Here is a 26,687-nt window from a genome sequence, read left to right as displayed (position 1 = left end):
CTAAAAAGGATTATAGCACAACCGCTTTTACTTGAGAATAGTCTATTTTCACAGAAGTTGTGCACCAATTTCCATGTGGAAAATGTGGATAGTGTGGAAAACTTCGAGGATAACATTATCAGCAACTAACAAAAACCTTAATTTTGTAAGAAAAATGCGGTATTTGTTGAATGTGGCTGTTGAATTATGTCAAGTAGGTTATACACAAAAAAATCCACATGCCAGGCACGTCTGAAATGTGCATAAGCATGTGGATAATGTGGATAATTATTTTCCGAGAAGGTGTTCTCCAATATTTACAACGTCTCCGGCGCCCATAGTTATCAACAAATCACCATGTGCACAACTTTTTAAGAGGAAGCTCTCGATCTCATCAAAAGTCGGGAAATATTCGCAGGGGGTTCCAAGTTCCTGGATCTGTTTCTGGAGATCCTGGGAAGAAATACCAAGATTGTCTGTTTCACGTGCGGCATAAATATCAGCCAGTACAACATGATCGGCCAGAGTCAGCGCTTTTGCAAATTCCGGAAGAAGAGCTTTGGTACGTGTGTAGGTATGAGGCTGGAATACACACCATACCTTCTGATGCGGATAATTCTTTGCAGCATGAAGGGTTGCCTCGATCTCGGTTGGATGATGCGCGTAATCATCAATGATGGTGATACCGCCGATCTCACCTTTATACTGGAAACGACGGTCTGTACCGGTAAAGCTTCCGAGACCTTTGACGATCACATCATCCGGAAGGTCCAGAAGGCGTCCTACGGCAATGGCGGCCAGTGCATTGGATACGTTGTGGATACCCGGTACACGCAGATAATAGCTGCCGATCTTTTTGCCCCGGAAGAGAACGGAGAAGGAAGGATGTCCGTATTTATCCCAGGTAATGTCTGCTGCGGTGTAATCGGCATCGTGCTCCAGACCATAGGTAAGAACATTGCATGGAAGCTCCCGGGTGATCGTCTCATACTCCGGTGTGTCGGCGTTGATGATCAGAGTACCGTCAGCAGGGAGAAGCTCTGCAAATTTCCGGAAGGAATGGCGAATGTCATCGATGTCCTTGAAGAAATCCAGATGATCGGCATCCATGTTCAGGATCACACTGATCTTAGGGAAGAAGCTTAAAAAGCTGTTGGTGTATTCGCATGCCTCTGTGATAAAGGTCTCAGAATTTCCAACGCGGATGTTTCCGTGGATAGCAGGAAGGATTCCGCCAACACTGATGGTAGGATCACAGTCACCCTCAAGAAGGATATGGGAAACCATGGAAGTAGTAGTGGTTTTTCCGTGGGTTCCGGAAATTGCGATCGGTGTATCGTAGTTCCGCATGATCTGTCCCAGAAGCTCTGCGCGGGTGAGCATTGGAAGCCCTTTTTCTTTCGCACAGGCAAATTCCGGGTTGTCCGGGTGGATCGCTGCTGTATAGACAACCACATCTACATCATCCTTGATGTTGGAAGCGCGCTGTCCGTAATAGATCACAGCGCCACGTTCTTCCAGTGTGCGGGTCAGCGGGCTGAATTTGGCATCGGAACCGGAAATCCGGAAATTTTCTTCCAGAAGGATCTCGGCAAGGCCGCTCATGCTGATGCCTCCGATCCCGATGAAATGAATATGGAGCGGTTTATGAAAGTCTATCTGATACATAATAATCTCCTTATATATATGTTATTTTCGTAGCTCTTTTGTCTGTTTTATTATAACGCCAACAGAAACAATTGAAAAGTGGTTCTTTTGGCTAAAAAAGCGGTTTTTTACGGAATATAAAAGTAACCAGAAAATAACATCGAAAAATGTTGAAAATTACCAGAGGAATGAAAAAAATGATGAGTCTTACCAATTTATAATATACAATAGCGATAAAAAAAGTAAAATACAGCTAAAATAATTGTAAAAAATGTTCACTAACACAGTAAAGTATGCTATAATGGAATAATCATAACATACAAGAGGTGATCGCATGATTAAGAAAGAGATGATTGCCATGCTCTTGGCCGGTGGGCAAGGCAGCAGGTTAGGAGTTTTGACAGAAAAGGTTGCAAAGCCGGCAGTCGCTTTTGGTGGTAAATATCGTATCATCGATTTTCCACTGAGCAATTGTATTAACTCGGGAATTGACACGGTGGGTGTGCTGACACAGTACCAGCCTCTCCGCCTGAATACACATATCGGTATCGGTATTCCGTGGGATCTTGACCGCAATGAAGGCGGTGTCACAGTCCTTCCTCCGTATGAGAAGAGCACAAGCAGTGAATGGTACACAGGAACTGCCAATGCGATCTATCAGAATCTGGCTTATATGGAGCAGTATAACCCGGATTATGTACTGATCCTTTCCGGTGACCATATCTATAAGATGGATTACGAAGTGATGCTGGATTTCCACAAGGCGAACAAGGCAGATATTACGATCGCGTGTATGCCGGTTCCCATTGAGGAAGCCAGCCGTTTTGGTATTATGGTTACTGATGAGAGCAGCCGTATTACTGAGTTTGAGGAGAAGCCGGAGCATCCAAGCAGCAATCTTGCATCCATGGGTATCTATATTTTCTCATGGCCGGTTCTGAAGGAAGCACTGATCGCCCTGAAGGATCAGAATGGCTGTGACTTCGGTAAACATATCCTTCCGTACTGTAAAGAGAAGGGGCAGCGCCTTTTTGCTTATGAGTACAACGGCTACTGGAAAGATGTAGGAACTCTTGGTTCTTACTGGGAAGCAAATATGGAGCTGATCGATATCATTCCGGAGTTTAATCTTTATGAGGAATTCTGGAGGATCTACACCAAGGGAGATGTGATCCCGCCACAGTATATTTCCGCAGATGCAGTTGTGGACAAGTGTATCATCGGTGAGGGAACAGAAATCTATGGTGAAGTACATAATTCAGTGATCGGTCCGAATGTTATCATCGGCAAGGGCAGTGTGATCCGTGATTCTATTATCATGAAGAATACAGCAGTTGGTGAGAACGTTGTTATGGATAAAGCCATCGTGGCAGAAGATGTTGTCATCGGAAATAATGTTGTGATCGGATGCGGCGAGGAGGCACCGAATGTTCTGAAACCGGCTGTATATTCCTTTGGACTTGTGGCTATCGGCGAAAACAGCGTGATTCCGGACAGTGTCAAAATCGGTAAGAATACCGCTATCGCCGGTGTTACAACAAAAGAAGACTACCCTGACGGAGAACTGGCAGCCGGCCAGGTAATTGCAGCAAAGGACGGTGGGAAAGAATGAGAGCGATAGGTATTATTTTGGCAGGCGGTAATAATAACCGCATGAGAGAATTATCAAACAAAAGAGCAATCGCGGCAATGCCTATTGCAGGAAGTTACCGCGCGATCGACTTTGCCCTCAGCAACATGGCAAATTCACATATCCAGAAGGTTGCTGTGCTGACACAGTATAATGCCCGTTCCCTTAATGAGCATTTAAGTTCATCCAAATGGTGGGATTTCGGAAGAAAACAGGGAGGACTTTATGTCTTTACTCCAACCATTACCAGAGATAACAGCTTATGGTATCAGGGTACTGCAGATGCGATCTATCAGAACCTGAGCTTTTTAAAGAACAGTCATGAACCCTATGCGGTGATCGCTTCCGGCGATGGAATCTACAAGCTGGATTACAATAAAGTCCTGGAGTATCATATCGCAAAGCGGGCAGATGTTACCGTTGTATGTACTACATGCAAGGATCAGAGCCAGGTTGAGAGATTTGGTGTTCTTCGCATGAATGAGGACTGTCGGATCGAGGAATTTGAGGAGAAACCGATCGTTTCCTCCTATAATACGGTATCTACTGGTATCTATGTCATCCGAAGAAGGCAGCTGATCGAACTGATCGAGCGTGCTGCCCAGGAAGGAAGGCATGATTTTGTAAATGATATTCTTATCCGTTACAAAAATCTGAAGAGGATTTACGGATATAAGATCGATAACTACTGGAATAATATCTCTACTGCAGAGGCTTATTATCAGACAAATATGGATTTCCTGAAACCGGAGATCCGGAACTATTTCTTCAAACAGGAGCCGGCGATCAAAACCAAGATCGCAGATGTACCTCCTGCTAAGTACAATCCGGGTGCAACTGTGAAGAACAGTCTGGTGTCCAGCGGATGTATCATCAACGGAACTGTGGAGAATTCTGTTCTGTTCCGTGATGTATTTGTAGGAAATAACTGTGTGATCAAAAACTCTGTGATCCTTAATGACGTATATCTTGGAGATAATACGCATATTGAGAATTGCATTGTTGAGAGCCGGGATACCATCCGGGCGAATTCATATTACTGCGGCGAAGAAGGAGAAGTGAAGATCGTCGTAGAGAAAAACGAACGCTACGTATTATAAATGCGGAAGATCAGTTTTCCGCAGATACGGTTAGCGAAATGAAAGGGGCAAGTAGCAATGAATATTACAGATGTACGTGTGAGGAAGGTAGCAAAAGAAGGGAAAATGAAGGCCGTTGTGTCTGTCACAATAGATGATGAGTTTGTGGTACATGACATCAAGGTGATCGAAGGCGAGAAGGGGCTGTTCATCGCAATGCCAAGCCGTAAGGCAAGCGACGGTGAATATCGTGACATCGCACATCCGATCAATTCAGCAACAAGAGAGCAGATCCAGACGATCATCCTGGACAAGTATCAGGAAGTAATGGCTGAGGAAGCTGAGAATGAGGTTCTTATGGAGGCTGCGGAGTAAGAGAAGCAGCTTCAGGGGGGATTACATCAGAGAAGTATTCTCGTAGCTGATGATCTTTGGATTGAAACAGCATAGAATAAAAACTGCCGTTTTACAGATAAATCTGTGAGAGGGCAGTTTTTTTGTGCTCCGGAAAACAAAAAAAACGCTTTTCAGTTCATAAAAATTTAAATTATTACGTATTTGTTACAGAAATAAAATAAAATTATTGCTTTTTATGAAAAATATGTTATACTAGAATCCATGAAAGGACGAAAGGTGTTTATATGAAGAATAGAAAAGTTTTCACATTACTGCTTACAGGTATGCTGACCCTTTCCATGGGAAGCACCGTATATGCATCAGGTACAGACGCTGCGATCGCAGAGGCACAGGCGGAGAAACAGGCCGCTGAGGAGGATCTTGCGCAGGTACAGAGCAGCATCGGCACACTGGAGAGCAAGAAGCAGGAGCTGGAGAGCTATCTGGCTGATTTAAACGCACAGTATGAGGATCTTACCAACAGCATTTCTGAGCTTAGTATCCAGGCTGCTGAGAAGGAAGATGAATTAAATAAAGTAAAAAAAGAACTAAAAAAAGCAAAGAAAGCTTCTGCAGATCAGTATGAATCCATGAAGCTTCGAATCGCATATATGTATGAAAATGCCGGAACTTCCGCACTAGAGACACTGCTTTCTTCCGAAAGCCTTGCAGAATTCCTCAATCGCGCGGAGAATGCGATCCAGATTTCTACATACGACAGAGACATGCTGGATAAATATGTGAGTCTTCAGAAGAATATCCAGGAGAATGAGAAAAAGGTTGAGACGGAGTCCGCAGAGATCGATGATCTGATGACGGAGCGTGCAGCCAAACAGCAGGAAGTGCAGTCCATGGCTTCCAGCACAAGCGATGATATTAACTCTTATGTAAATCAGATCAGCGCCAGCCAGGAAGAGGCTCAGCAGCTGATGTCAGATATCAGTAATGCAGACAGCAGTATTACCGCTCTGGTACAGCAGGCAGAGGCGGAGAAGGCTGCGGAAGAGAAAGCTAAGGCTGAAGCGGCAGCAGAGGCTGAGAGACAGGCAGCAGAAGCGGCAGCCCAGGAAGAAGCCGATCAGGATAACGAGGACAGTGAAGAGGCTGATTCTGACGATGATTACGGCTATGATCCGGAGGAGGATACAACCGAGTCTTCCAGCAGTTCTACAAGTACAGACATTGTTGTAGAGGAGGAAGAGGAAGCGGATGATGTACAGTCCGGAAGTTCCGAAGATGTTTCCGAGGACAGCTCCCAGGAGGAGGTTTCTGAGGAGGTTTCCAATGATGAGACAGCTTCCGAGGAGACGGAAGATGCCTCTGCGGATACGTCCGATTCCGGTTCTTCCAGTCAGGGAACATATCTTGGAAACTTTACACTGACCGCATACTGCAACTGTGCACAGTGCTGCGGTACAGCCGGCAATCTTACCGCCAGCGGAACAGTTCCGACAGCAGGACGTACCGTTGCTATGGCAGGTGTTCCGTTTGGGACCAAGCTTCTGATCAACGGTACTGTTTATACGGTAGAGGATCTGGGAACTCCTTACGGACATGTGGATATCTATTGTGGAAGTCATTCTGAGGCATTAAGCTTCGGACTTCAGTCTGCAGATGTATATCAGGTGGGCTGATCCGGAAAAATCCATAGGAGAATATTTAAGAGAAACACAGCGCTGCAGGATCGTATGCTGATCCCTGCAGCGCTGCTTTTGTATGCATGACGCAGATATGTGTTTCGTGAAGTGTAGTGTGTGGAAATTCACAAATTTCCTGCAATCCGGAGATTTTACAGATACGGCGTACCCGGGATCTCCGGATAGGTTCCCATACCGATGAGAAGCTCAAGGCCTGTCTGACGGCCTTCCAGTACAGCAGCTTTTACAGCACTGGCATCACCGGAGATGGCGATGATCACTTCATTGGAATGACTGGTACCGATATTCGGAGTCATATATTGTGTAATGGATACTGCTGCGGATTTCACGGCATTATCTGCCATCACAAGACCGATAGCAGCCGGAGAACCTGCCATGAAACCAAATGCTTCACCCAGAGGTGTGCCGAAGGCTTTATGGATAGCAGGACCTGCACTTGCGGAAAAAGCAAACTCCAAGTGGCCGGATTCGCTGATGTAGACCTCACCTGCATATTTGTTAGTCAGTTCCAGAGCCAGAGAAATGGCGTGACGCACGTCGGATACATCATTTCCGCCAAGGACGATATAGTTTCCATGACCGCCCCAGCCCTTGGTGTCTCTTGGAAGTTCAATGGAAAGGACTTCTGTATTTGTGGCTTTTACTGCATCGTCAATAGCTGTGATCTGACCGGCAGCGCCTGTTCGGGAACTGAAAAGCCCCAGACAGTGGTATTGGGTACCTACGTTCATCTTTTTAAGCAGAGAATCATCAACTCCGGAGATCACGAGTCCGATTGTGTCAAGGACTGCGGTCCCTACAAATTCAGTCCGTGTGCAGTTGGTGCTGATGTTATGAATATCGTGTATATCCATGTGGAAAAATCCCCCTTTTTGCTGAAAACTCATTGGTTTCAGTATAGCATCAGAGAGGGGAATTTGAAAGTGAAAATTGACAATATCATTTGTAAATGGCAGGTTTACATAGTTGTAAACGGCATTGCAAAATGTAAACTTAAAAAATAAAATTAAGTTGACATTAAAATCCTGCTGTGTTAAATTGTTAACAGCGAAAGAGCGGATATCATTTATAAAGGACAGGAATGATCTTCCGACAGGAAAAGCAGAAAAGGAAAGAGAGGATACAGATTATTATGACAACAGTGGCAGCAGGCAGAAGCAAGACGTATGATCTTGTTTACATTGCAGTTTTTGCAGTAGTGATGGCAGTTTGCTCATGGATTTCCATTCCGGCACAGGTACCGTTTACTCTGCAGACATTCGGAGTATTTATGGCAGTTGGTGTGCTTGGAGGAAAAAGAGGAACTCTGGCAGTTCTGGTTTACGTTCTTCTTGGAGCAGTAGGAGTTCCGGTTTTTGCAGGATTTTCCGGAGGCATTGGAGCTCTTCTCGGAAATGCAGGTGGATATATCATTGGATTTATCTTTTCCGCACTTGTTATGTGGGCAATTGAGCACGTTTTTGGCAGAAAGCCGGTTGTTCAGATCATTTCCATGGTCGTTGGACTGATCGTATGCTATGCCTTTGGAACCGCATGGTTTATGTTTGCTTACACAAGAAGCACAGGTCCGGTAGGTCTTATGGCAGTTCTTGGCTGGTGTGTGTTCCCGTTTATCATTCCGGATCTTATCAAGATCGCACTGGCTTATGTTTTATCAGGAAAGGTACGTAAATATGCAAGATAAAAGCAGTGCTGCGGCATATGCTTCTGATGAGGGCACAGAGGAAATAGTCATTCCTCTGCGCCCTCATCATGGTATGTGCCTGGCGTATTTTAAGGGGGAAGGCTACAGTAACGGTTTTACTGCACATATGGCCGAGATGCTGAAGATTTTTCTGGAGGGAAAGAAAATAAGGCTTCATGTGGATACGGATGAGATCTGCTCTGCCTGTCCGAATAATCTGGGCGGACATTGTGAAGCCGGAGATAAAGTGGCAGAGTATGACAATGCCGTGCTGGAAAAATGTGGACTGAAGGCCGGACAGACATTGCACTTCAGTGAATTTACAAAAAAAGTCCAGGAAAAAATCCTTGCGGCAGATAAACGTAAGGAAATCTGTGGAAACTGCCAGTGGAACAGTATCTGCGAAGAACAGAAGAGCCGCTGGGCATAGATATTTATAAGAACCTTTCCAAAAACTGCTTCGGGTCTGCAAAAAAAAGTATGCCCGAAGCAGGAAAAAAGAAAAAATTCGATTTTTTTGAAAAATTTTAATTTTTTCTATTGACAAAGTACAGAAACTCTAATATAATAGCTCTTGCAGTTGAGCAACACACAAACAACTGAAACAGAATAACGAAGCGTGGCTCAGTTTGGTAGAGCGCTGCGTTCGGGACGCAGAGGTCGCAGGTTCAAATCCTGTCGCTTCGACTAACAGCTTGAGAATCCCTTGGTTGAGGGGTTCTTTTTTTGTTTGTGGAAAATGAAGGAATGTAAGTTTGTGTTACCTTGTGTTACCTCAATGAGAAAAGAAAGGAGAAATCCTTTGGTGAATGTCCCGAGCATGGACCACCAGGGGCTTTTTTATATTTACAGATGAAAATATTCTTGATTGCTTTAAATAGCAGTGCTATAATACAGATATAAAGAACAACCGCCCACAAGGGGTTGACCTTATAAGAGAAGATTAGAAAATCCCACCCTGTACTCGGCCAAAGTTTTGGGGTGGTTTTTCTATGTAAAGAATTACTTACAAAACGTTAATACGAACGTAAGCAATGCTAGAATGAACATGCCAAAAGCCATAAGATCTTTGAAGTCAAAATAATTGTTGTTCATCAGCACCACCTCCATCCTTTTGGGACTAGAGGTCAGCCACCCTGTAACACGATTGTTCCCGTACAGTGTAGCATATACGGAAAATTCTGACAAGCGCAGAATGTTCTAAGATAGTAATGCTTTTTTGAAAAATGCGCAAATTTTCTGTACGTCTTAATTCTTCACCTGTCTGTTAATATTCTGTTTCGGTGTACTGATTCGGGTATAGCCGTATTCTTTCGACTAACAGCTTGAGAATCCCTTGGTTGAGGGGTTCTTTTTTATGTTTGTACATCCTGGAGCTTTTTTCAGTTGATGGAATGATTTCTCTCGATCTTCATATATATTAACGAAACCGAAATACCGGAGGGACGTGCGTTGGCTGGATATCAGCGTTTTGTTGCGTATGTGTACGAGTATCGGAAAGGAAAAAAAGATAGCAGCAGCGGTTATGTGAGGGTGGAGGCCAGAGATAGGAAATGCCGTGTGGAGGTTCATCTGCGCTGCGTTGGACTGGAGCCTGGAAGTCGGTGCAGAGTGTATGGGTTTGTGCGGCAGGAAGGGCTGATGGATGGTATTTTGATTGGAAGCTGTGTTACAGGGCGGGAGCGGATCGAGTGCGCACTGGAGACGGATACAGGGGATATTGGAGGCATGGGAAAAAGTCTTCAGGAGCTTGGAGGACTGCTTCTGATCTCCGATGCCGGCGGATTCTGGGGAACGGAATGGGATGATCAGCCGATCCGGCCGGAGAATTTCCGCGAGTGGAAGAAAAAAGAAACGGAATCTCGGAAGGCAGCGGAGAAAACAGGAATGGAACCTCGGAAGGCAGCGGAGAAAAAAGGCAGAGAGCGGGGAGAAAAGGAAGAAGAAAATCAAAAAGATGGAACCTTGCCAGAAGTGCAGGAAAATCAGAAGGAGTCAGACAGGATCATGACGGTGGAGGAGATTCAGGAGGATGTATTAAAGACATCGGAAACCGGAAATTCATATCAGGCTCCCGGTCCGCATCCGCCGGAGCCACCGCGACCAGGCCAGCCATCACCGCATCCGCCGGAGCCACCGCGACCAGGCCAGCCATCACCGCATCCGCCGGAGCCACCACGACCAGGCCAGCCATCACCGCATCCGCCGGAACTACCACGGCCAGGCCAGCCGTCACCGCATCCGCCGAAACCACCGCGACCGGAGCCATCTCGTCCACTTCCGGGAATACCCTGTGATGATCCCTTTAACGACGGCTATTTCACAGACTGCCGCAAGATCAGACCATCGGACTGCAGTGCCTTATGCAGAAAAAACGGCTGTTTCTGCAGCAACCGTTTTGTCATGTACGGATATCAGAATTTCGGCCATCTTCTGCTGTGCAGAAATCCCCGGGGACAGTACATACTGGGAGTACCCGGTGGATACAGCCAGCAGGAACGGTTTATGGCCAATATGTTTGGCTTTCCCTACTTTAAGGAATGTCCGGATATTCATATCCCAGGCGGAAAGGGAGGATACTGGTACTGTTTTATTAACATCTGATCAGAAAAATTTTGGCATCCATATAAGCAAACAGTTTTGCAAATCCGCAGATCACAGCTCCATACCACGAATTTCTACTACCGGGATCGTCTGAGACAGGATATCCCGGTAGTTTTTCATTTCTTCCTCGGAGCAGGCAGAGAATCCCGGTATCAGAACTCCGTCGGAATCCCGGTAAGCCTGGAGATAATAAGCTTTTGCACCGCTTAACCACCGGCTGATCTCCTGAAAATCTTTTTCGGAATGAAGTTCCCTCACAACTGTTGTACGAAATTCATAATCAAGGTGTCCGTCCAGCAGCCATCCGGCAGTTTCCCGGATCCCATCCAGATCGGCATGTACACCGGTAAGCACATGATAGTTGGAAGGACAGGCCTTGATATCCATGGCAACCTTGTTGATCAGGTCAGCTGCTGCGAGATTTTTTACCACGGAGGGGCGGGAACCGTTGGTATCGAGCTTCACATCATAGCCCAGCTCCCTGATCCTGCTGAGAAATTCCGGCAGCTCCGGTGCAAGTGTGGGTTCACCGCCGGAAATACAGACGCCATCGAGAATCCCCTTTCTTTTTTTTAGAAAAGCCAGGATTTCCTCCTGGGAATATTCAGGCTGGGTGTCAGGCTCCACGACAAGAGTTCCATTCTGGCAGAATGGGCAGCGGAAGTTGCAGCCGCCTAAGAATATGGTACAGGCTACCCTTCCCGGATAATCCAGCAGGGTTGTTTTGTTAAATCCACATATTTTCATAGGAAAATCCCCTTGTTTCTCTTATTTATGATACTACAAGCATACTCTCCCCCGAGAAAAGCTGCAAGCCTTTTTGACTGAATCAAGTAAGTTTCCTGCGGAGTTGCGAAAAGCAGTAAGCAGAGATGGGGACTTGCTCATGGAAGAAAAAAAACATATAATTTATGGGCTACACCTCCTGGGGCTGCATTGACCTTGTCAGTGCATCTACAGCAGAGCTGAAAAAACGCTACGGCTACATCTACGTGGACCGCAACGACGATGGAACAGGTACACTGAACCGTTATAAGAAAAAATCCTTCTATTGGTATAAAGATGTGATCGCTACCAATGGTGAGTCACTTCACAAATAATCTGGCTGCTTGACTTTCCGGAAAAAAGCAGATATAATGCATTCATTGACGCAGACAATGGAGTTCGCGAGAGCTTCCGTTGTCTGCGTTTTTCTGTTATACAATAAAAAAAACGCTGCAGAAATTAGTGTGGAAATTTCTGTGGCGTTTTTGGCTGTGTGCGAATATCTGTTTTGCAGCAGATTGACATGGAATATTTGAAAAGTTATAATCGAACGGACAGAAGGCTGAGAGCAGTCTTAGTATGAACAGATAGAATCCCGGAGCTTTTTCCGGAATGTGAAGTTACAGGAGGAGTAAAAACGTGACAGATCAGGAACGTTTTATGAAAGAGGCGATCCGCCAGGCAAAAAAGGCCCGTGCATTGGAGGAAGTGCCGATCGGCTGCGTGATCGTGCATGAGGGAAAGATCATAGCCAGAGGCTACAATCGTCGCAATACAGATAAAAATACCTTATCTCATGCAGAGCTTAATGCTATCCGAAAGGCTAGTAAAAAGCTGGGAGACTGGCGTCTGGAGGGATGCACCATGTATGTAACGCTGGAGCCTTGTCAGATGTGTTCCGGTGCACTGGTACAGTCCAGGATCGATGAGGTGGTGATCGGCTGTATGAACCCGAAAGCAGGCTGTGCCGGATCTGTGATGAATCTTCTTCAGATCGAAGGCTTTAATCATCAGGTAAAGATCACAGAAGGGGTATTGGAAGAGGAATGCTCCGAAATGCTTTCCACATTTTTCAGGGAACTGCGGGAGAAAAAGAAGCAGGCAAAAATCCTGAAGAAGCAGGAAGCAGAGCGCCTTGCCGGGCAGACACAGTCAGAGAGAGCGGAACAGAACGAAAAGTCCCGGGAGATTTACTCTTGACAGAATCCTGTGAAAATATCAAAATAAAATCATAAATGGATTTCACTATTACAGACAGAAAATCCATTCAGACCAAGCGAAAGTTGTTGATACAGGAACGACAGAAAATGGAGGAACAAAAAATGGAACTTGAAGCTTTAAGAAAAGACATGGTAGCAGCAATGAAGGCCAAAGATAAGGTAACAAAGGAAGCAGTTTCCGCACTGATCGCAGCAGTAAAAAAAGCTGCCATTGATGAGGGATGCCGTGATGACATCAAAGGAGAGCTTGTAGACAAAGTTATCCTGAAAGAGCTGAAAACAGCAAAAGAGCAGATCGACACCTGCCCTGCAGAACGTACAGATCTGAAAGAGGAGTATCAGGCAAGATATGATATCATTGCGAAATATGCTCCGAAGCAGATGGATGAAGCAGAGATCAAGGCTTATATAGAGGAGAAATTTGCAGATGTTCTGGCAACAGGAAATAAAGGCCAGATCATGAAGGCAGTTATGGGAGATCTGAAGGGAAAGGCAGACGGCAAGCTGATCAATCAGGTAGTTGCCGGATATTGTAAATAAAATAATAGTACAAAAAATCCCGCCGGATCAGTCATAAATGACGGACCCGGCGGGAATGCTGTTTATATAGAGATCATATATTATAACCTTTTTTACGCGCGCCGCACCTCGGAATGGTCTCACAGACGTTACCTTTACAGTTAACTCAGCCCAGGCACCCTCACGGCACACAAGAGCTTCTGCTTAGTGCTGCTGCATTCCTGCCCTGACACGGTTCACAGATTCCTGTTGCGTAAGACCCAGACGTCAACGCCACTTATAAAGGGCTGCTCTGCAAGATACAAGCCTCAGATTGGCATCACCCCTGCTGTAGCGGATTGCAGGTACAGGGCACCGCTATCTCCCCGGCTGCGCGGAATTTAATTATAGACTCTGAAACCAGATTTGTCAAGGTACAGACCGAAATAAATCAGTTCATATTAAGTGTACAGTACTGTATCGCCCCGTTTTTGGTGTTGCGAAGGGTGAAGCTGATATAGGCGGACTGCTTCGCGGAAAGGTTTCCGATACGGAGCGTGGAAGAAGAAGCCCCGCTGTTAGGGGCGTTGTAATTGGTACTATACTGTGTATGGGTCCGGTTGTTGTTGAAAGAAACGCCTGTGATCTTCCAGCCATTTGCAGCGGTGCATTTCATGACAGCATTCTTCTGTGCCTTGTTGGCGTAACGAAAGGCGTTATGGCCGGATCTTTTGAATTTTCCGGCAAGATTGCCTTTTACACCTGTGATGGAGACGGATTTCAACGGGTTGACATAACGAAGCACCTTGATGGTGGAAGTATAGGTTTTGTTTCCGACTTTGAAGGAAATCTTTCCGGTTCCGGGCTTTTTAACGGCAAAACCGATATTGTAGAAATGATCGGAGTGAGTGTACGGTTTTGCACCCTTGCGGAAAGCCTCCGTGGTACTTTTGAAGCCACTGGAACCGAAGGAGTCCAGTGCGATCACAGAACCGCCGCTGACCACTTTAACATTGGATTTGAGAATGTTCTGTTTAGCAGGAATATTGCTGATCGAGATCTCATCGTATCCCAGGTCCTTTCCGGATGTGGGCATATAAACGATCCGGGTTTTGGAATAATTGATCGCTGCACTGGCGGTGAGAGGAGTCATGGCGCATACCATGGCTGCGGCTAATAAAGCGCAGGATAGTTTTTTGAGGATTTTTTTCATAGGACGCTCCTTTCTTGACGAAAATTTTCTGTAAACATACGAAAGTTACTGATAATTTTATTTTACGATGAGATACAGGTAAAGTCAATCAATACGCTCGCTGTTTTCGTGCTTTTTTGGCTATTGTACACTGCCTGAAAATGCTTTATAATATTATATTGTGTAAAACTCTGTGAAAAGAGAGGATACAGTAGTTGTTCTGCAGAAATACGTCAGGTGGAATATCTGTCTTATATGCAGACAGCAACAAATAAAATGTGCACATAAGAGGGCATAGAATGGAGGACGCTATGATTAAAAGAATCGGTCTGCTGACAAGCGGTGGTGACTGTCAGGCACTGAACGCAACCATGAGAGGCGTTGTAAAGGGTCTGAGCAACAGCGTTGAGAACCTTGAGGTTTATGGATTTGATGACGGATATAAGGGACTGATCTACGGGAAATACCGTATGCTTACAGCCAAAGATTTTTCCGGAATCCTGACTCAGGGCGGAACTATTCTCGGAACATCCAGACAGCCATTCAAACTGATGCGGGTTCCGGATGGGAAGGGACTGGATAAGGTTGAGGCCATGAAACAGACTTACTATAAGCTCTGTCTTGACTGTCTTGTGATCCTCGGCGGAAACGGAACGCAGAAAACCGCCAATCTTCTCCGCGAGGAAGGCCTGAATATCATCCATCTTCCGAAGACCATTGATAATGATATCTGGGGTACAGATATGACCTTTGGCTTCCAGAGCGCTCTGGAGATCGCAACAAATGCCATTGACTGCATCCATACAACAGCTGCATCTCATGGACGTGTATTTATTGTTGAGATCATGGGACATAAGGTCGGAAGCCTTACACTGAATGCTGGTGTTGCAGGCGGAGCAGATGTGATCCTGATCCCGGAGATCCCATACGATATCAATAAGGTTGTAGAAGCCATCCAGAAGCGTAACAAGGCAGGCAAGCGTTTTACCATTCTTGCAGTAGCTGAGGGAGCTATCTCAAAAGAAGATGCAGAGCTTCCGAAGAAAAAATACAAAGAAAAGCTTGCGGAAAGAGCGAAGAAATATCCGTCTGTATCCTATGAGATCGCAGACCAGATCCAGCAGGTGACCGGAAGTGAGGTACGTATCACAGTTCCGGGACATATGCAGCGAGGCGGAGAGCCATGTGCATATGACCGCGTTCTTTCCACAAGGATCGGTGCCGGTGCAGCGCAGGCGATCATGGATGAGGAATACGGTGTTATGATCGGTGTCATCAACGGCAAGATCAAGAGGGTTCCTCTTGCTGAATGCGCAGGCAAGCTGAAGATGGTATCTCCAAAGGATCAGCTTGTAAAAGCAGCCAAACAGATCGGAATCAGTTTTGGCGATTAATGAATTATGAGTCATCTGGCCGCCGCGGGAGTCTTTCCGCGGCGACTGTGGCGAAGAGAAGGAGAGTTTTATGAGTTATACTGCTCTTTACCGTAAATTTCGTCCCGACAATTTTGACGATGTAAAAGGACAGGATCATATTGTGACAACACTGACCAACCAGATCAAGGCGAACCGTATCGGACACGCATACCTGTTCTGCGGAACGCGTGGTACCGGAAAAACTACGGTTGCAAAGATCCTGGCGAAGGCAGTAAACTGTGAACATCCTGTAAATGGCAGCCCCTGCAATGAATGTGCCATGTGCAAGGCCATTCAGGCGGGAACTGCCATGAATGTGATCGAAATCGATGCAGCCTCTAACAACGGTGTTGATAACATCCGTGAGATCCGTGAGGAAGTGGCTTATCGTCCAACAGAGGGTAAATACAAGGTTTATATCATCGATGAGGTGCATATGCTCTCAACAGGTGCATTTAATGCTCTTCTGAAAACATTGGAGGAGCCGCCTTCTTATGTTATTTTTATCCTAGCGACTACAGAGGCCCACAAGATACCGATCACAATACTGTCCAGATGTCAGCGCTATGACTTTCACCGGATATCCATTGATACCATTGCTGCCAGACTTTCCGAGCTTCTGACAGCAGAAGGGGTGGAAGCAGAGGAGAAGGCTGTACGCTATGTGGCAAAAAAAGGCGACGGGTCCATGCGAGATGCCCTGAGTCTTCTGGATCAGTGTATTTCCTTTTATCTGGGACAGGTGCTTACTTATGATAAAGTCCTGGATGTTCTGGGAGCTGTGGATACAGAGGTATTCAGCAGACTTCTCCGAAAGGTTCTTTCCGGCGATGTGACAGGTTCCATCCATGTGCTGGAGGACCTGATCACAGGCGGCCGGGAGCTGGGACAGTTTGTATCAGATTTTACCTGGTATATGCGAAATCTTCTGCTTGTGAAGACTTCCGAAAATCCGGAGGAAGCCATTGATGTTTCTTCTGAGAATCTGAAGCTTCTGAAGGAAGAGAGCGGGATGACAGATGTGGAGACGCTGATGCGTTACATTCGTATTTTTTCCGATCTGTCCAATCAGATCCGTTTTGCAAGCCAGAAGCGTGTATTGGTGGAAATCGCACTGATCAAGCTGTGCAGACCGGCCATGGAGACAAATCTGGACTCTGTTCTTGACAGGCTTCGTGTCCTGGAAAAGCAGATGGAGGAACGGCCTGTGCAGCAGGTGATCGTTCGGGAGAGCGAGGCCGGTGGAGCCGGGGAACCGGGGGCGGCAGTGACCGGTACAGCAACGGTACAGCAGCAGAAACCACAGAAGGCAGCTCCTGAGGATCTTCAGAAGATCGTGGCAGGCTGGCGTGCCATCGTGGGTCAGACTACCGGACTTTTCAAGCAGTCCCTGCAGCGTGCAGTCCCTAAGTATAACGGAGAAACAGGAGATCCCATCCTTTATGTGGAATTCCAGGATTTTCTGGGGATGAATTATGTAGACAATCCGGAGGCGAAGAAAGAGCTTCAGGACATTATTGCTGCCCGGACAGGCAAAAGCGTGGAGATACATATGCTGGTAGCCAACAAACATCAGCACACCAATCTCGCGCAGATCACAGTAGACGATGCACTTCGGGAGAATATCCACATGGATATCGTAGTGGAAGAAGACCCGGATGAGGAGTCATAAATCCGTAAACAAAAAACAGGAGGAAAGTATTATGGCAAAAAGAGGTGGATTTCCTGGCATGGGTATGCCGGGAAACATGAATAATCTTATGAAACAGGCGCAGAAAATGCAGCGTCAGATGGAAGAAAACCAGAAAGCTCTTGAGGAAAAAGAGTTTACAGCAACAGTAGGCGGCGGAGCTGTTTCCGTTACAGTTTCCGGTAAACGTGAAATAACAAAGGTCACACTTTCCGAGGAAGCGGTAGATCCGGATGATATCGAGATGCTTGAGGACATGATCGCGGCAGCAACAAATGAGGCGCTCCGTCAGGTTGAGTCCGAGTCAGCAGCAGTGATGTCCAAACTCACAGGCGGCCTTGGCGGTCTTGGCGGAGGTCTTCCTTTCTGATGGAATATTACAGCAGCCATATCAATAAACTTATTGAGCAGCTTTCCCATCTTCCGGGGATCGGAGCCAAATCTGCCCAGCGTCTTGCATTTCATATCATGAATATGCCGAAGGACCAGGTGGAGCAGCTGACCGCCTCCATTACCGATGCAAGGCAGAATGTTCAGTACTGTAAGTGCTGTTACACGCTGACAGATCAGGAGCTTTGTCCGATCTGCGCCAATCCCAAAAGGGATCACAGCACGATCATGGTGGTTGAGAATACCAGGGATCTGGCAGCATATGAGAAAACAGGTAAATTTGACGGTGTATATCATGTACTTCATGGTGCAATCTCCCCGATGCTTGGGATCGGGCCGGATGATATCAAACTGAAGGAACTGATGAAGCGCCTTCAGGGGGATGTAAAGGAAGTTATTGTGGCAACCAATTCCAGTCTTGAAGGCGAAACGACAGCTATGTACATCAGTAAGCTGATCAAACCGACCGGGATCAAAGTAAGCCGTATCGCCAGCGGAGTTCCGGTGGGCGGTGATCTGGAGTATATTGATGAGGTGACACTTCTCCGGGCACTGGAAGGAAGAGTGGAACTATAACCGGATCAGGTGAAAAATTCCCTGAGGGATTGCAAAAAGTGATAAGCAGCCAGGAAATTTCCCCAGATTATAAAGGAGGTGAGACTGGTGGCAAAAAAGAAAGCAACCTCATCGGATGTGGCAGCACGCGCAGGAGTTTCCCAGGCAACGGTATCCATGGTGCTGAACCGGAAATATAATGTTTCTTTTTCGAGAGAAACTGTGGAGCGGGTGGAGCAGGCGGCCAGAGAGCTTGGCTATGAGCTTCCCGGACGTCGGAAACACAAAGCTGACAGAAAAGAAAAGCTGATCGTTGTTTTCTGCCCCACACTCACCAGTCCCTATTATGTACTGCTGCTTCAAGGGATCGAGACTGTGGCCAATGAGCAGGGATATGGGGTATTTATCTGCAACACCCAGCGCGATGCGGGGTTGGAAGAAAAATATCTCCGTATGATGCAGACCATGCGGCCGGCAGGGATCATCTATACCTGCAATCCTCATCCGGATTTCCAGCATCAGGTAGAAAAGATCGCAAAAGAAACACCGCTGGTCATCATCAGCAACAAGGAAAAAACAACCACGGTAGATGCTATCAATCAGGACAACACAGTGGTAGGAAGGCTGATGGCCAGACATCTTCTTGATCTGGGGCACACGGATGTGGCATTTATCACGCCGCCACTTACCAGACGGCAGTGGCAGCGCTCCAAGCGTGTGGAGGGCTTTGTTCGCGAGTTTGAAAAAGAGGGAAAAAAGGATCATGTGCTCATCAAGGCGGCAGATGAGTCCAATGACAGAAAAATCCCGCGGATGGATTCCGAGTATGCCATGGGCTACGAGCTGACTATGGAGCTTCTCCAGGAAGGACAGAAATTTACGGCTATCGCAGGACAGAATGACATGATGGCCATAGGCGCCATTGATGCGCTGCATGAAATGAGGATACACGTTCCGAAGGATGTTTCTGTCATAGGGTGCGACAATATTTTTTATTCCGGCATCCGCAGGATCTCCCTGACAACCATTGATCATTTTGTTGCGCTGAAGGGAAGAGATGCCTGTGACATCATCATCCGTAAGATCGACATGAATGATAAATTTTACCTGGATGAAAGACCTGCCAGCCTGTATAATATCGAATATACCCCGAAGCTGATCACGCGCCGCACGACGGGGTATGTAAGACTGGACAGAAACCAGTCTGATGAACAGAAAAATAAATAATGGCGCAAAAATTATTAATAATAATATATAGAGAGAGTTTCCATGACACATTTGAATAGAAACCTTGTTAGCTACGATAATTACGGCGATATTCGAATTGAGGAAAATGGAAAGAAGCTGTTTTGGGTGAAAAAATTGACAGGCACTATTAATAAAATGTTATTTTATTAATAAAAGATTTATTAATAAAAAGCAGGTGCCTTGACCCCCGCAATGAGTTTGTTATAATGGAATCATCAAGAAAAAGAACGAACGTAAACAGGAGGAAAAAACAATGAAATTTTTTATCGACACAGCTAAAGTAGAGGATATCAGAGAAGCAAATGACATGGGAGTTATCTGTGGAGTTACAACAAACCCGTCTCTGATCGCCAAAGAAGGAAGAGACTTCAACGAGGTGATCAAAGAGATCACAACGATCGTTGACGGACCGATCAGCGGTGAGGTTAAAGCTACCACAACAGATGCTGAGGGAATGATCCGTGAGGGACGTGAGATCGCAGCGATCCATCCGAACATGGTTGTTAAGATTCCTATGACAACAGAGGGACTGAAGGCAGTTAAGGTTCTTTCCTCTGATGGGATCAAGACAAACGTTACTCTGATCTTTTCTGCTAACCAGGCACTTCTTGCAGCAAGAGCAGGTGCTACATATGTATCTCCGTTCCTTGGAAGACTGGATGACATCTCCACAGATGGCGTTGAGCTGATCCAGCAGATCGCTGAGATGTTTGCAGTTGCAGATATCCCGACAGAGATCATCGCAGCAAGCGTTCGTCATCCAATGCATGTAACTGCATGTGCACTTGCAGGCGCAGATATCGCTACGGTACCGTTCAAGGTAATTGAGCAGATGACACATCATCCGCTGACAGATGCAGGTATCGCTAAATTTCAGGCTGATTACAAGGCAGTATTCGGTGAGTGATCGAAACCTCTTTTATATACAAATTCCCTGTGAACAGCAGGGCACTAAAAAGGAGACATTTATAACATGGATAAGTTAGAACTTCAGAAAGTTGCCAACGAAGTCCGCAAGGATATCGTAACAGCAGTCCATGCAGCAAAGGCCGGCCATCCGGGCGGATCCCTTTCTGCAGCAGACGTGTTCACCTATTTATATTTTGAAGAGATGAACATCGATCCGAAGGATCCTAAGAAGGCAGACCGTGACCGTTTTGTCCTTTCCAAAGGACATACAGCACCGGGACTCTATTCTGTACTTGCAGAGAGAGGATATTTTCCAAAAGAGGATCTGAAAACACTTCGTCATCTGGGCTCCTATCTTCAGGGACATCCGGATATGAAGCATATTCCGGGCGTTGATATGTCCAGTGGTTCTCTTGGTCAGGGAATCTCTGCAGCAGCAGGTATGGCTCTTTCTGCCAAACTCAGTAATGATGACTATCGAGTATATACACTGCTGGGTGATGGTGAGATCGAGGAAGGCCAGGTGTGGGAGGCAGCTATGTTCGCAGGCTTCCGTAAACTGGACAACCTGGTTGTGATCGTAGATAACAATGGACTTCAGATCGATGGTGACATTGCAGATGTATGCTCCCCGTATCCGATCGACAAGAAATTTGAAGCTTTCAATTTCCATGTGATCAATGTTGCGGACGGCAACGATATGGATCAGCTGAAGGCTGCTTTTGATGAGGCAAGAGCTACAAAGGGTATGCCGACAGCTATCATCATGAAAACAGTAAAAGGTAAAGGCGTTTCCTACATGGAGAACGCAGTAGGCTGGCACGGAAAAGCTCCGAATGCTGAGCAGTATGCACAGGCAATGGAAGATCTGGAGAAGGTAGGTGAAGCATTATGTCAGAAGTAAAGAAAATCGCAACGAGAGCAAGCTACGGCAGTGCCCTCATAGAATTAGGAAAAAAACACGAGGATCTTATCGTTCTTGACGCTGACCTTGCTGCAGCTACACAGACAGGTATGTTTAAAAAAGAATTCCCGGAGCGTCACATTGACTGCGGTATCGCAGAGTGCAACATGATGGGTATTGCAGCAGGAATCGCTTCCACAGGTAAGGTTCCCTTTGCAAGTACTTTTGCAATGTTTGCAGCGGGACGTGCTTATGAGCAGGTTCGTAACTCCATCGGATATCCGAAGCTGAATGTAAAGATCGGAGCAACTCACGGCGGTATTTCTGTAGGTGAAGATGGCGCCACACATCAGTGCCTGGAGGATTTTGCCCTGATGAGAGTGATTCCGGGCATGGTCGTTGCAAGTCCTTCTGATGATATCGAAGCAAAAGCTATGGTTGCTGCTGCTTACGAGCATCAGGGACCGGTATACATGAGATTCGGACGTCTTGCTGTTCCGGTTATCAATGACAGACCGGATTATAAATTTGAGCTTGGTAAGGGCATCGTTCTCCGCGAGGGAAAAGATCTTACCATCATCGCAAACGGACTTTGCGTTGCACCGGCTCTTGAAGCAGCTGAGAAGCTTGCAGCAGACGGAATCGATGCAAAAGTGATCAATATCCATACCATCAAGCCTCTGGATGAGGACCTTGTTGTTGCAGCTGCCAAAGAAACCGGCAAGGTTGTAACTGTTGAGGAGCATTCCATCATCGGCGGTCTTGGCGGAGCTGTATGCGAGTGCCTGGCTGAGAAGGCACCGGTACCGGTTAAACGTATCGGAATCCATGATGTATTCGGTGAGTCCGGTCCGGCATTAGAGCTTCTTCATAAATACGGTCTCGATGCAGAGGGTATCTATAAGCAGATCAAGGAGTTCGCATAATCAAGATCAACAGGGGATAAGTCTGTTTCTGCAGGAAGTATCTTAAGGATCCCGCAGGCGATCACATCTGCAAGTGCTACCACGGTGGAGAGCCGGGTAGTCTGCAGGGTAAGCTGCTCCATGATTCCGGCAGTATTTACAATGCCGGTGATATGGATGTCCCCTACAGGTGGAAGATCTTTCTGAACACCAGCACCTGGGTAAAGTGCACCATTTCCAATGGTCACATAGCCCAGGTGTTTTTTTTGTCCAAGAGAAGCGTCTATGGCGATCACGAGGGCGTGTGGATGAAGCCTTGTGATAAGCGATGAAGTTTTTTCCAGGTTCAGGGCATGGACCGGGCAGGAAAGAGTGCCGTAGACAAAAATATGTCCGGTTTCATGAGGATGAAGAAGGTGTCCGATATATGGGCCTAAACAATCTCCGGTAACACGATCACTGCCAATGCATAAAAACACGATCTCAGTCCATTTTTTAGGACAGTGAAGAATGCATTTTTTCAGAAGATAAGCAATCTCGCCGGATGAACCGTTTTTTCCGGCATCAATGTAAAAAGCCATGAGAAACCTCGATTCTTTTTTCACTCTATCATATCCTGAAAAAAGGAAAAATATGCATGGTGCGGAATCTGTCGCTAAATTCTGTGGACAGACTCTTACATTCTGCTAAAATCCGCATTTTTACTGTGCTATGCTTGGACAGAAGGAGTGATATGAGATGATAGAAGTCATTTATAAGGAGGACACAACAGAACAGGAAGCCGCACAGGAATCGTTTTCCATGCCTAGAAATGTAAGGCAGATCGGGCTGGCGAACGGAGATTACAGGATTTATATAGAAGATTATGTATACACATTTCTCTGCAGCCTGGCAGAAGATGAAAAGCCGGAAGGCCAGGGAAGTGTGGCGGTACTTACAGGTGAAATTCAATGGACTGCAGATATGACCTGTATTTTTATAAAAGGTGCCATTGCAGCAGACGGCATGGAGGCTGCGGCAGAACATATTGACTTTTCGGAAAAACTCTGGCAGAAACTGCAGGAGGATAAGGATCAGTATTTTCCGGAGCAGGAGATCGTGGGATGGTTTTTTGCACAGCCTCAGATAGCAATGGAGATCACGGAGCTTTTTGTGAAAGTACATCTCAGACATTTCGGAGGGGAAAAGATCCTGATGCTGATGGATCCTGGAGAACGGGAGGATGCCTTTTTCCGTTATGATGGCGGCATGATGGCAAAACTGAGCGGGTATTATATTTATTATGAGAAAAATTCTCAGATGCAGACGTATATGATTGAACGCAGCCAGAAAGAGGGCGGAAAAGCATCCGAGAAAGTGGAGGACAGGGCTGTCAGAAATTTCAGAAAGATCATAGATAGTAAAAATCCGGAGGAACAGGGAGAAGAGAAAACTTCTGTTTTTTCTTATGCGGCTACGGTGTGTCTGGCATTGGCAGTTCTTGTGGCTGGAGTGGGCTTTTATCGGAATCAGCAGGAAAAAACAGAGGTTCCGGAAGATTATCGCGCTGCTTCTGCTTCGGTGGTGCAGATGACACCTGCAGTAACAGAACCGGTGCGGAGTGTATCGGTTTCGCCAAAGGCGGTGCAGACGCAGAAACCGGTGCAAACACAAAAACCGGTACAGACGCAGGAAGCTGTGCGGGGAACTCCGGTCCCGACGGAAACCATGCAGAAAAGAGAAAAAATCTCAATAACACCGGAACCTCGAAGTTCAAAAAAACAGTCTGTTTCAGAAGCAACGCAAAAAAAGGATAATAAAACAGAAGAGAAAAAAACAGAAGAGACTTCAGTGGCTGCAGGAAATCCTGGAGAAACTTATGTGATCCGCCCGGGAGACACCTTGTATCAGATCAGTCTCAACCGCTATGGTACTGTAGCGGCGATGGAGCAGATCTGTGCATTAAACGGAATTTCTGCCAATGAGATCATTTATCCCGGGCAGGTAATTGTACTACCCTGATGGAGTGTGCTATAATAACTGGAAAACCAATTACAAAATAAAATACTTAAGGTAAGGGATACGGTTGTGAATATCATAAAAAAAATACAGAAAAAACAAAAGCGCAAAAAGCTGATGAGGCAAAAAGCCAGGCTTGCACAGGAACAGGCTGCACAGGAAGGCGCTCACTACGGGAGAACTTCTCATCGCCGAAGGATTTCAAGAAAGGGAAAAAAGGTGATCACAGCGGCAGTGATCGCTGCTGCAGTCTGCCTGGTTTTTCTCTATGCAGAAAAAAGAAGCTATCACAGCTATAAAGTATTAAATACAAGCGAACAGGAAGATGTTGTGTCCACGCAGTATGTGGACATGGATGGAGATATCCTGAGATACAGTCCGGATGGAGTATCTGTTGTGGACAACAGCATGAATACGATCTGGAATGAAACCTATACAATGCAGAATCCTATTGCAGATGTGAATGGAAGCAGGGCGGTTGTTGCAGACAGCGAGGGAACATCGCTTTATATCTGCGACAAAAAAGGTGTGACCGGAACTGTAACAACATCTTATGCTATTGTAAAAGTGCGGATTGCATCGAATGGAATGGTTGCAGTGATCCTGGACAATGATGATAATACCTGGATCAATTTTTATAATCCGGATGGCAGTCTGGTCGCGGAAAATCTGACTAAGATCGATGATCCGGGATATCCCATGGATGTAGCAGTGTCTGATAACGGAGTGATGATGGTAACATTCCAGTATGTTGATGGAAGCAAGACTACCAGCTATGTGGCATTTTATAATTATGGGGATGTAGGGCAGAATGAGGATGATCGGATCGTAAGTGGTTATACCTATGAGAATGTAGTGATCCCGCAGGTGGAATGTATCAGTGACAGTAAGTATATTGCTTTGCGAGATGATGGATTTTCTACTTACCAGGGAAGCCAGATCCCCAAAGAAAGCAAAACAGTCAATGTAAAACAGGAGATCGTAAGTACATTTTTCAGTGATGACAGGATTGGCCTGGTATTTAAAAACAATAATAAAGATGATCTGTATACAATGGAAGTCTATAGTATGAGCGGACAGCTGAAATTCCGTAAAAATTTCAATATTCCATATACGACTATAAAAATGAGCGGAGATAATATCATCATGTATAACAGCTCGCAGATCTGCGTGATGAACAACCGTGGCGTACAGAAATATGCCGGAAATGTAGATGGAACGATCCGGGATTTCTTTAAGATCGGATGGAATAAATATCTTATGGTACTGGATACAGGCGTCAGCACCATAAAATTCAGTTAAGGGGGCAGATATGAACTGGACATGGCTTGGACTGGCTGTGCTGGTCCTGCTTGCCTTTTCCATGGTGGATGGATACAGGCATGGCTTTGTAAAAGAAGTAGTATCTGCATTGCTTGTTCTGATCTCCGTTGCTCTGGTATGGCTGATCAATCCTTATGTGAATCAGTTCATACGTGAGAATACGTCTGTTTATGAAAAAATCCAGACTGCCAGCGGATCATTTGTGGATTCTCTGGCAGATGGAAAAGAAACCATGGATGAGGAGGAACAGAAGGCGTTGATCAGCAGTATGGATATTCCGGATCTCCTCCAGAAGGGGATAACAGAAAATAATACGGCATTGGTGTATCAATATCTGGCGGTTAATACATTTGCAGGGTATATTTCCGGATATCTGGCCAATGTAGCAGTGAACTGTCTTTCTTTTTTGGTATCATACATACTTTCCTCAATCCTGATCCATGTGCTGGCGTATGCCATGGATCTCCTGGCAAGATTGCCGGTCATCCGTGGGATCAACAAAATAGCCGGCGCCGTAGTAGGAGGCATGAAGTGTATTGTTTTTGTATGGGTCGGAATGTTGGTACTTACGATTTTATGCAACACGGAAATAGGGCAAAAGGGTCTGGGACTGATCCGGGGTGATACAGTACTGGATTTTCTTTATGATAAAAATATTTTTATCCGTATTTTTACAGGAATATTTTATGGTGGGTAAAAGAAACCGCATTTTGCAGACGGAAAAGCACCAGGATACAGGTGGTGACCATGTCTGTGAAATGCGGTTTTTGGCGAAAAAATACGTTTTTCAGAAAAAAATGAAATTTATGTAAAAAACATGTTGACAGCTAATGGAAAAAATGCTATTCTATCAGAGTTGTTAGGAACAAATTGTTTTTAAGAAACAGATAAATATATCTGCTTTCAGAAAAATAAAAAAGTAGTTGACAAAAGACAGAAGATATGATAAAGTATCCAAGTCGTCAACAAAACGACAACAAAATCTTAACTCAAAAATG

25 protein-coding genes, 1 tRNA gene, 1 other RNA gene and 1 pseudogene are annotated in these 26,687 nt (G+C 45.8%); 22 read left to right on the top strand and 6 right to left on the bottom strand.

Features of this window, described 5'->3' with window-relative positions; genetic code table 11:
* Positions 1-267 precede the first annotated feature (267 nt).
* Positions 268-1,647, bottom strand: coding sequence for a UDP-N-acetylmuramate--L-alanine ligase (murC, locus tag LKD46_RS12260; protein ID WP_227574182.1), 1,380 nt, complete (start codon positions 1,645-1,647; stop codon positions 268-270).
* Between the two features lie 313 nt (positions 1,648-1,960).
* Between murC and LKD46_RS12255 the strand changes: the two genes are divergently transcribed.
* From LKD46_RS12255 to LKD46_RS12240, 4 genes are all read left to right on the top strand, one after another.
* Positions 1,961-3,238: a glucose-1-phosphate adenylyltransferase gene (locus LKD46_RS12255; protein ID WP_059086196.1), complete on the top strand. Its 1,278-nt coding sequence runs from the start codon at positions 1,961-1,963 to the stop codon at positions 3,236-3,238.
* The gene (glgD, locus tag LKD46_RS12250; RefSeq protein WP_021652857.1) at positions 3,235-4,356 is read left to right on the top strand and encodes a glucose-1-phosphate adenylyltransferase subunit GlgD; all 1,122 of its coding nucleotides are present in this window, start codon (positions 3,235-3,237) and stop codon (positions 4,354-4,356) included. The genes LKD46_RS12255 and glgD overlap by 4 nt, the downstream gene beginning before the upstream one ends.
* A 57-nt stretch (positions 4,357-4,413) precedes the next feature.
* Positions 4,414-4,710 carry a septation regulator SpoVG gene (gene spoVG / locus LKD46_RS12245; RefSeq protein WP_015525652.1) on the top strand — a complete coding sequence of 99 codons (297 nt, stop codon included), beginning with the start codon at positions 4,414-4,416 and terminating at the stop codon, positions 4,708-4,710.
* A 266-nt stretch (positions 4,711-4,976) separates the two neighbouring features.
* Positions 4,977-6,365 carry a PcsB-like coiled-coil domain-containing protein gene (locus LKD46_RS12240; RefSeq protein ID WP_195273673.1) on the top strand — a complete coding sequence of 463 codons (1,389 nt, stop codon included), beginning with the start codon at positions 4,977-4,979 and terminating at the stop codon, positions 6,363-6,365.
* Positions 6,366-6,520: 155 nt separating this feature from the next.
* Here the strand turns inward: LKD46_RS12240 and pduB are convergent, their stop codons facing one another.
* Entirely contained in the window at positions 6,521-7,243 is a 723-nt protein-coding gene (gene pduB, locus LKD46_RS12235; RefSeq protein WP_015525654.1) for a microcompartment protein PduB, read from the bottom strand.
* A gap of 278 nt (positions 7,244-7,521) precedes the next feature.
* Between pduB and LKD46_RS12230 the strand changes: the two genes are divergently transcribed.
* The 4 genes from LKD46_RS12230 to LKD46_RS12215 all read left to right on the top strand — a co-directional run bounded on the left by LKD46_RS12230 (position 7,522) and on the right by LKD46_RS12215 (position 10,677).
* The gene (locus LKD46_RS12230) at positions 7,522-8,073 is read left to right on the top strand and encodes a biotin transporter BioY (protein ID WP_118607955.1); all 552 of its coding nucleotides are present in this window, start codon (positions 7,522-7,524) and stop codon (positions 8,071-8,073) included.
* Entirely contained in the window at positions 8,063-8,503 is a 441-nt protein-coding gene (locus LKD46_RS12225) for a DUF1284 domain-containing protein (protein WP_178818107.1), read from the top strand. Before LKD46_RS12230 ends, LKD46_RS12225 begins: the two co-directional genes overlap by 11 nt.
* 183 nt (positions 8,504-8,686) lie before the next feature.
* A tRNA-Pro gene (locus LKD46_RS12220) sits at positions 8,687-8,760 on the top strand.
* Between the two features lie 765 nt (positions 8,761-9,525).
* Positions 9,526-10,677 (top strand): DUF6128 domain-containing protein, encoded by a 1,152-nt coding sequence (locus LKD46_RS12215; RefSeq protein WP_227574181.1) that lies wholly within the window; start codon positions 9,526-9,528, stop codon positions 10,675-10,677.
* A 51-nt stretch (positions 10,678-10,728) separates the two neighbouring features.
* Here the strand turns inward: LKD46_RS12215 and LKD46_RS12210 are convergent, their stop codons facing one another.
* A complete protein-coding gene (locus LKD46_RS12210) occupies positions 10,729-11,424 on the bottom strand; it encodes an anaerobic ribonucleoside-triphosphate reductase activating protein (RefSeq protein WP_227574180.1) in 696 nt (231 codons plus the stop codon).
* 164 nt (positions 11,425-11,588) lie between these two features.
* Between LKD46_RS12210 and LKD46_RS12205 the strand changes: the two are divergent.
* From LKD46_RS12205 to LKD46_RS12195, 3 genes and pseudogenes are all read left to right on the top strand, one after another.
* Positions 11,589-11,777 (top strand): annotated as a pseudogene (locus LKD46_RS12205) (family 1 glycosylhydrolase); the annotation flags it as partial.
* Positions 11,778-12,081: 304 nt separating this feature from the next.
* On the top strand, positions 12,082-12,642 hold the full coding sequence (tadA, locus tag LKD46_RS12200; RefSeq protein WP_227574179.1) for a tRNA adenosine(34) deaminase TadA: 561 nt from the start codon (positions 12,082-12,084) through the stop codon (positions 12,640-12,642).
* 122 nt (positions 12,643-12,764) lie between these two features.
* Entirely contained in the window at positions 12,765-13,202 is a 438-nt protein-coding gene (locus LKD46_RS12195) for a GatB/YqeY domain-containing protein (protein ID WP_022426683.1), read from the top strand.
* A gap of 94 nt (positions 13,203-13,296) precedes the next feature.
* On the opposite strand, the gene ffs is transcribed toward LKD46_RS12195, so the two are convergent.
* Both ffs and LKD46_RS12185 read right to left on the bottom strand, forming a co-directional pair.
* Positions 13,297-13,558, bottom strand: an RNA gene (gene ffs / locus LKD46_RS12190) — signal recognition particle sRNA large type.
* A gap of 53 nt (positions 13,559-13,611) precedes the next feature.
* Positions 13,612-14,373: a hypothetical protein gene (locus LKD46_RS12185; RefSeq protein WP_227574178.1), complete on the bottom strand. Its 762-nt coding sequence runs from the start codon at positions 14,371-14,373 to the stop codon at positions 13,612-13,614.
* A gap of 290 nt (positions 14,374-14,663) precedes the next feature.
* Between LKD46_RS12185 and LKD46_RS12180 the strand changes: the two genes are divergently transcribed.
* The 8 genes from LKD46_RS12180 (at position 14,664) to LKD46_RS12145 (ending at position 22,389) form a co-directional block, all read left to right on the top strand.
* Complete coding sequence (locus tag LKD46_RS12180; RefSeq protein ID WP_227574177.1) at positions 14,664-15,746, top strand: 6-phosphofructokinase; 1,083 nt, start codon at positions 14,664-14,666, stop codon at positions 15,744-15,746.
* Positions 15,747-15,816: 70 nt separating this feature from the next.
* On the top strand, positions 15,817-17,439 hold the full coding sequence (gene dnaX / locus LKD46_RS12175) for a DNA polymerase III subunit gamma/tau (RefSeq protein WP_092072216.1): 1,623 nt from the start codon (positions 15,817-15,819) through the stop codon (positions 17,437-17,439).
* A 31-nt stretch (positions 17,440-17,470) separates the two neighbouring features.
* Complete coding sequence (locus LKD46_RS12170) at positions 17,471-17,827, top strand: YbaB/EbfC family nucleoid-associated protein (RefSeq protein WP_015525666.1); 357 nt, start codon at positions 17,471-17,473, stop codon at positions 17,825-17,827.
* Entirely contained in the window at positions 17,827-18,423 is a 597-nt protein-coding gene (recR, locus tag LKD46_RS12165; protein WP_015525667.1) for a recombination mediator RecR, read from the top strand. The genes LKD46_RS12170 and recR overlap by 1 nt, the downstream gene beginning before the upstream one ends.
* Before the next feature lie 87 nt (positions 18,424-18,510).
* Positions 18,511-19,629, top strand: a complete 1,119-nt coding sequence (locus LKD46_RS12160; protein WP_110102771.1) for a LacI family DNA-binding transcriptional regulator — start codon at positions 18,511-18,513, stop codon at positions 19,627-19,629.
* A 274-nt stretch (positions 19,630-19,903) separates the two neighbouring features.
* Entirely contained in the window at positions 19,904-20,557 is a 654-nt protein-coding gene (gene fsa / locus LKD46_RS12155; RefSeq protein WP_110102772.1) for a fructose-6-phosphate aldolase, read from the top strand.
* A 66-nt stretch (positions 20,558-20,623) separates the two neighbouring features.
* Complete coding sequence (locus LKD46_RS12150; protein WP_110102773.1) at positions 20,624-21,463, top strand: transketolase; 840 nt, start codon at positions 20,624-20,626, stop codon at positions 21,461-21,463.
* The gene (locus LKD46_RS12145) at positions 21,451-22,389 is read left to right on the top strand and encodes a transketolase family protein (protein ID WP_015525670.1); all 939 of its coding nucleotides are present in this window, start codon (positions 21,451-21,453) and stop codon (positions 22,387-22,389) included. The genes LKD46_RS12150 and LKD46_RS12145 overlap by 13 nt, the downstream gene beginning before the upstream one ends.
* Here LKD46_RS12145 and yyaC read toward each other — a convergent pair.
* Entirely contained in the window at positions 22,362-22,949 is a 588-nt protein-coding gene (yyaC, locus tag LKD46_RS12140) for a spore protease YyaC (protein ID WP_022426512.1), read from the bottom strand. The two genes, LKD46_RS12145 and yyaC, sit on opposite strands and share 28 nt — an antisense overlap.
* Before the next feature lie 157 nt (positions 22,950-23,106).
* Here yyaC and LKD46_RS12135 point away from each other — a divergent pair, with 157 nt between their 5' ends.
* From LKD46_RS12135 to LKD46_RS12125, 3 genes are all read left to right on the top strand, one after another.
* Positions 23,107-24,369, top strand: coding sequence for a LysM peptidoglycan-binding domain-containing protein (locus LKD46_RS12135; RefSeq protein WP_110102774.1), 1,263 nt, complete (start codon positions 23,107-23,109; stop codon positions 24,367-24,369).
* Positions 24,370-24,435: 66 nt separating this feature from the next.
* Complete coding sequence (locus LKD46_RS12130; protein WP_227574176.1) at positions 24,436-25,668, top strand: DUF5711 family protein; 1,233 nt, start codon at positions 24,436-24,438, stop codon at positions 25,666-25,668.
* A 10-nt stretch (positions 25,669-25,678) separates the two neighbouring features.
* Positions 25,679-26,386 carry a CvpA family protein gene (locus LKD46_RS12125; protein ID WP_021650939.1) on the top strand — a complete coding sequence of 236 codons (708 nt, stop codon included), beginning with the start codon at positions 25,679-25,681 and terminating at the stop codon, positions 26,384-26,386.
* Positions 26,387-26,687: the final 301 nt, after the last annotated feature.

The sequence above is a fragment of the Blautia fusiformis genome, from assembly GCF_020686995.1.
Classification (GTDB): domain Bacteria; phylum Bacillota; class Clostridia; order Lachnospirales; family Lachnospiraceae; genus Blautia_A; species Blautia_A fusiformis.
Note: the sequence above shows the minus strand (reverse complement) of the source record. Positions and strands in the feature narration are given on the sequence as shown.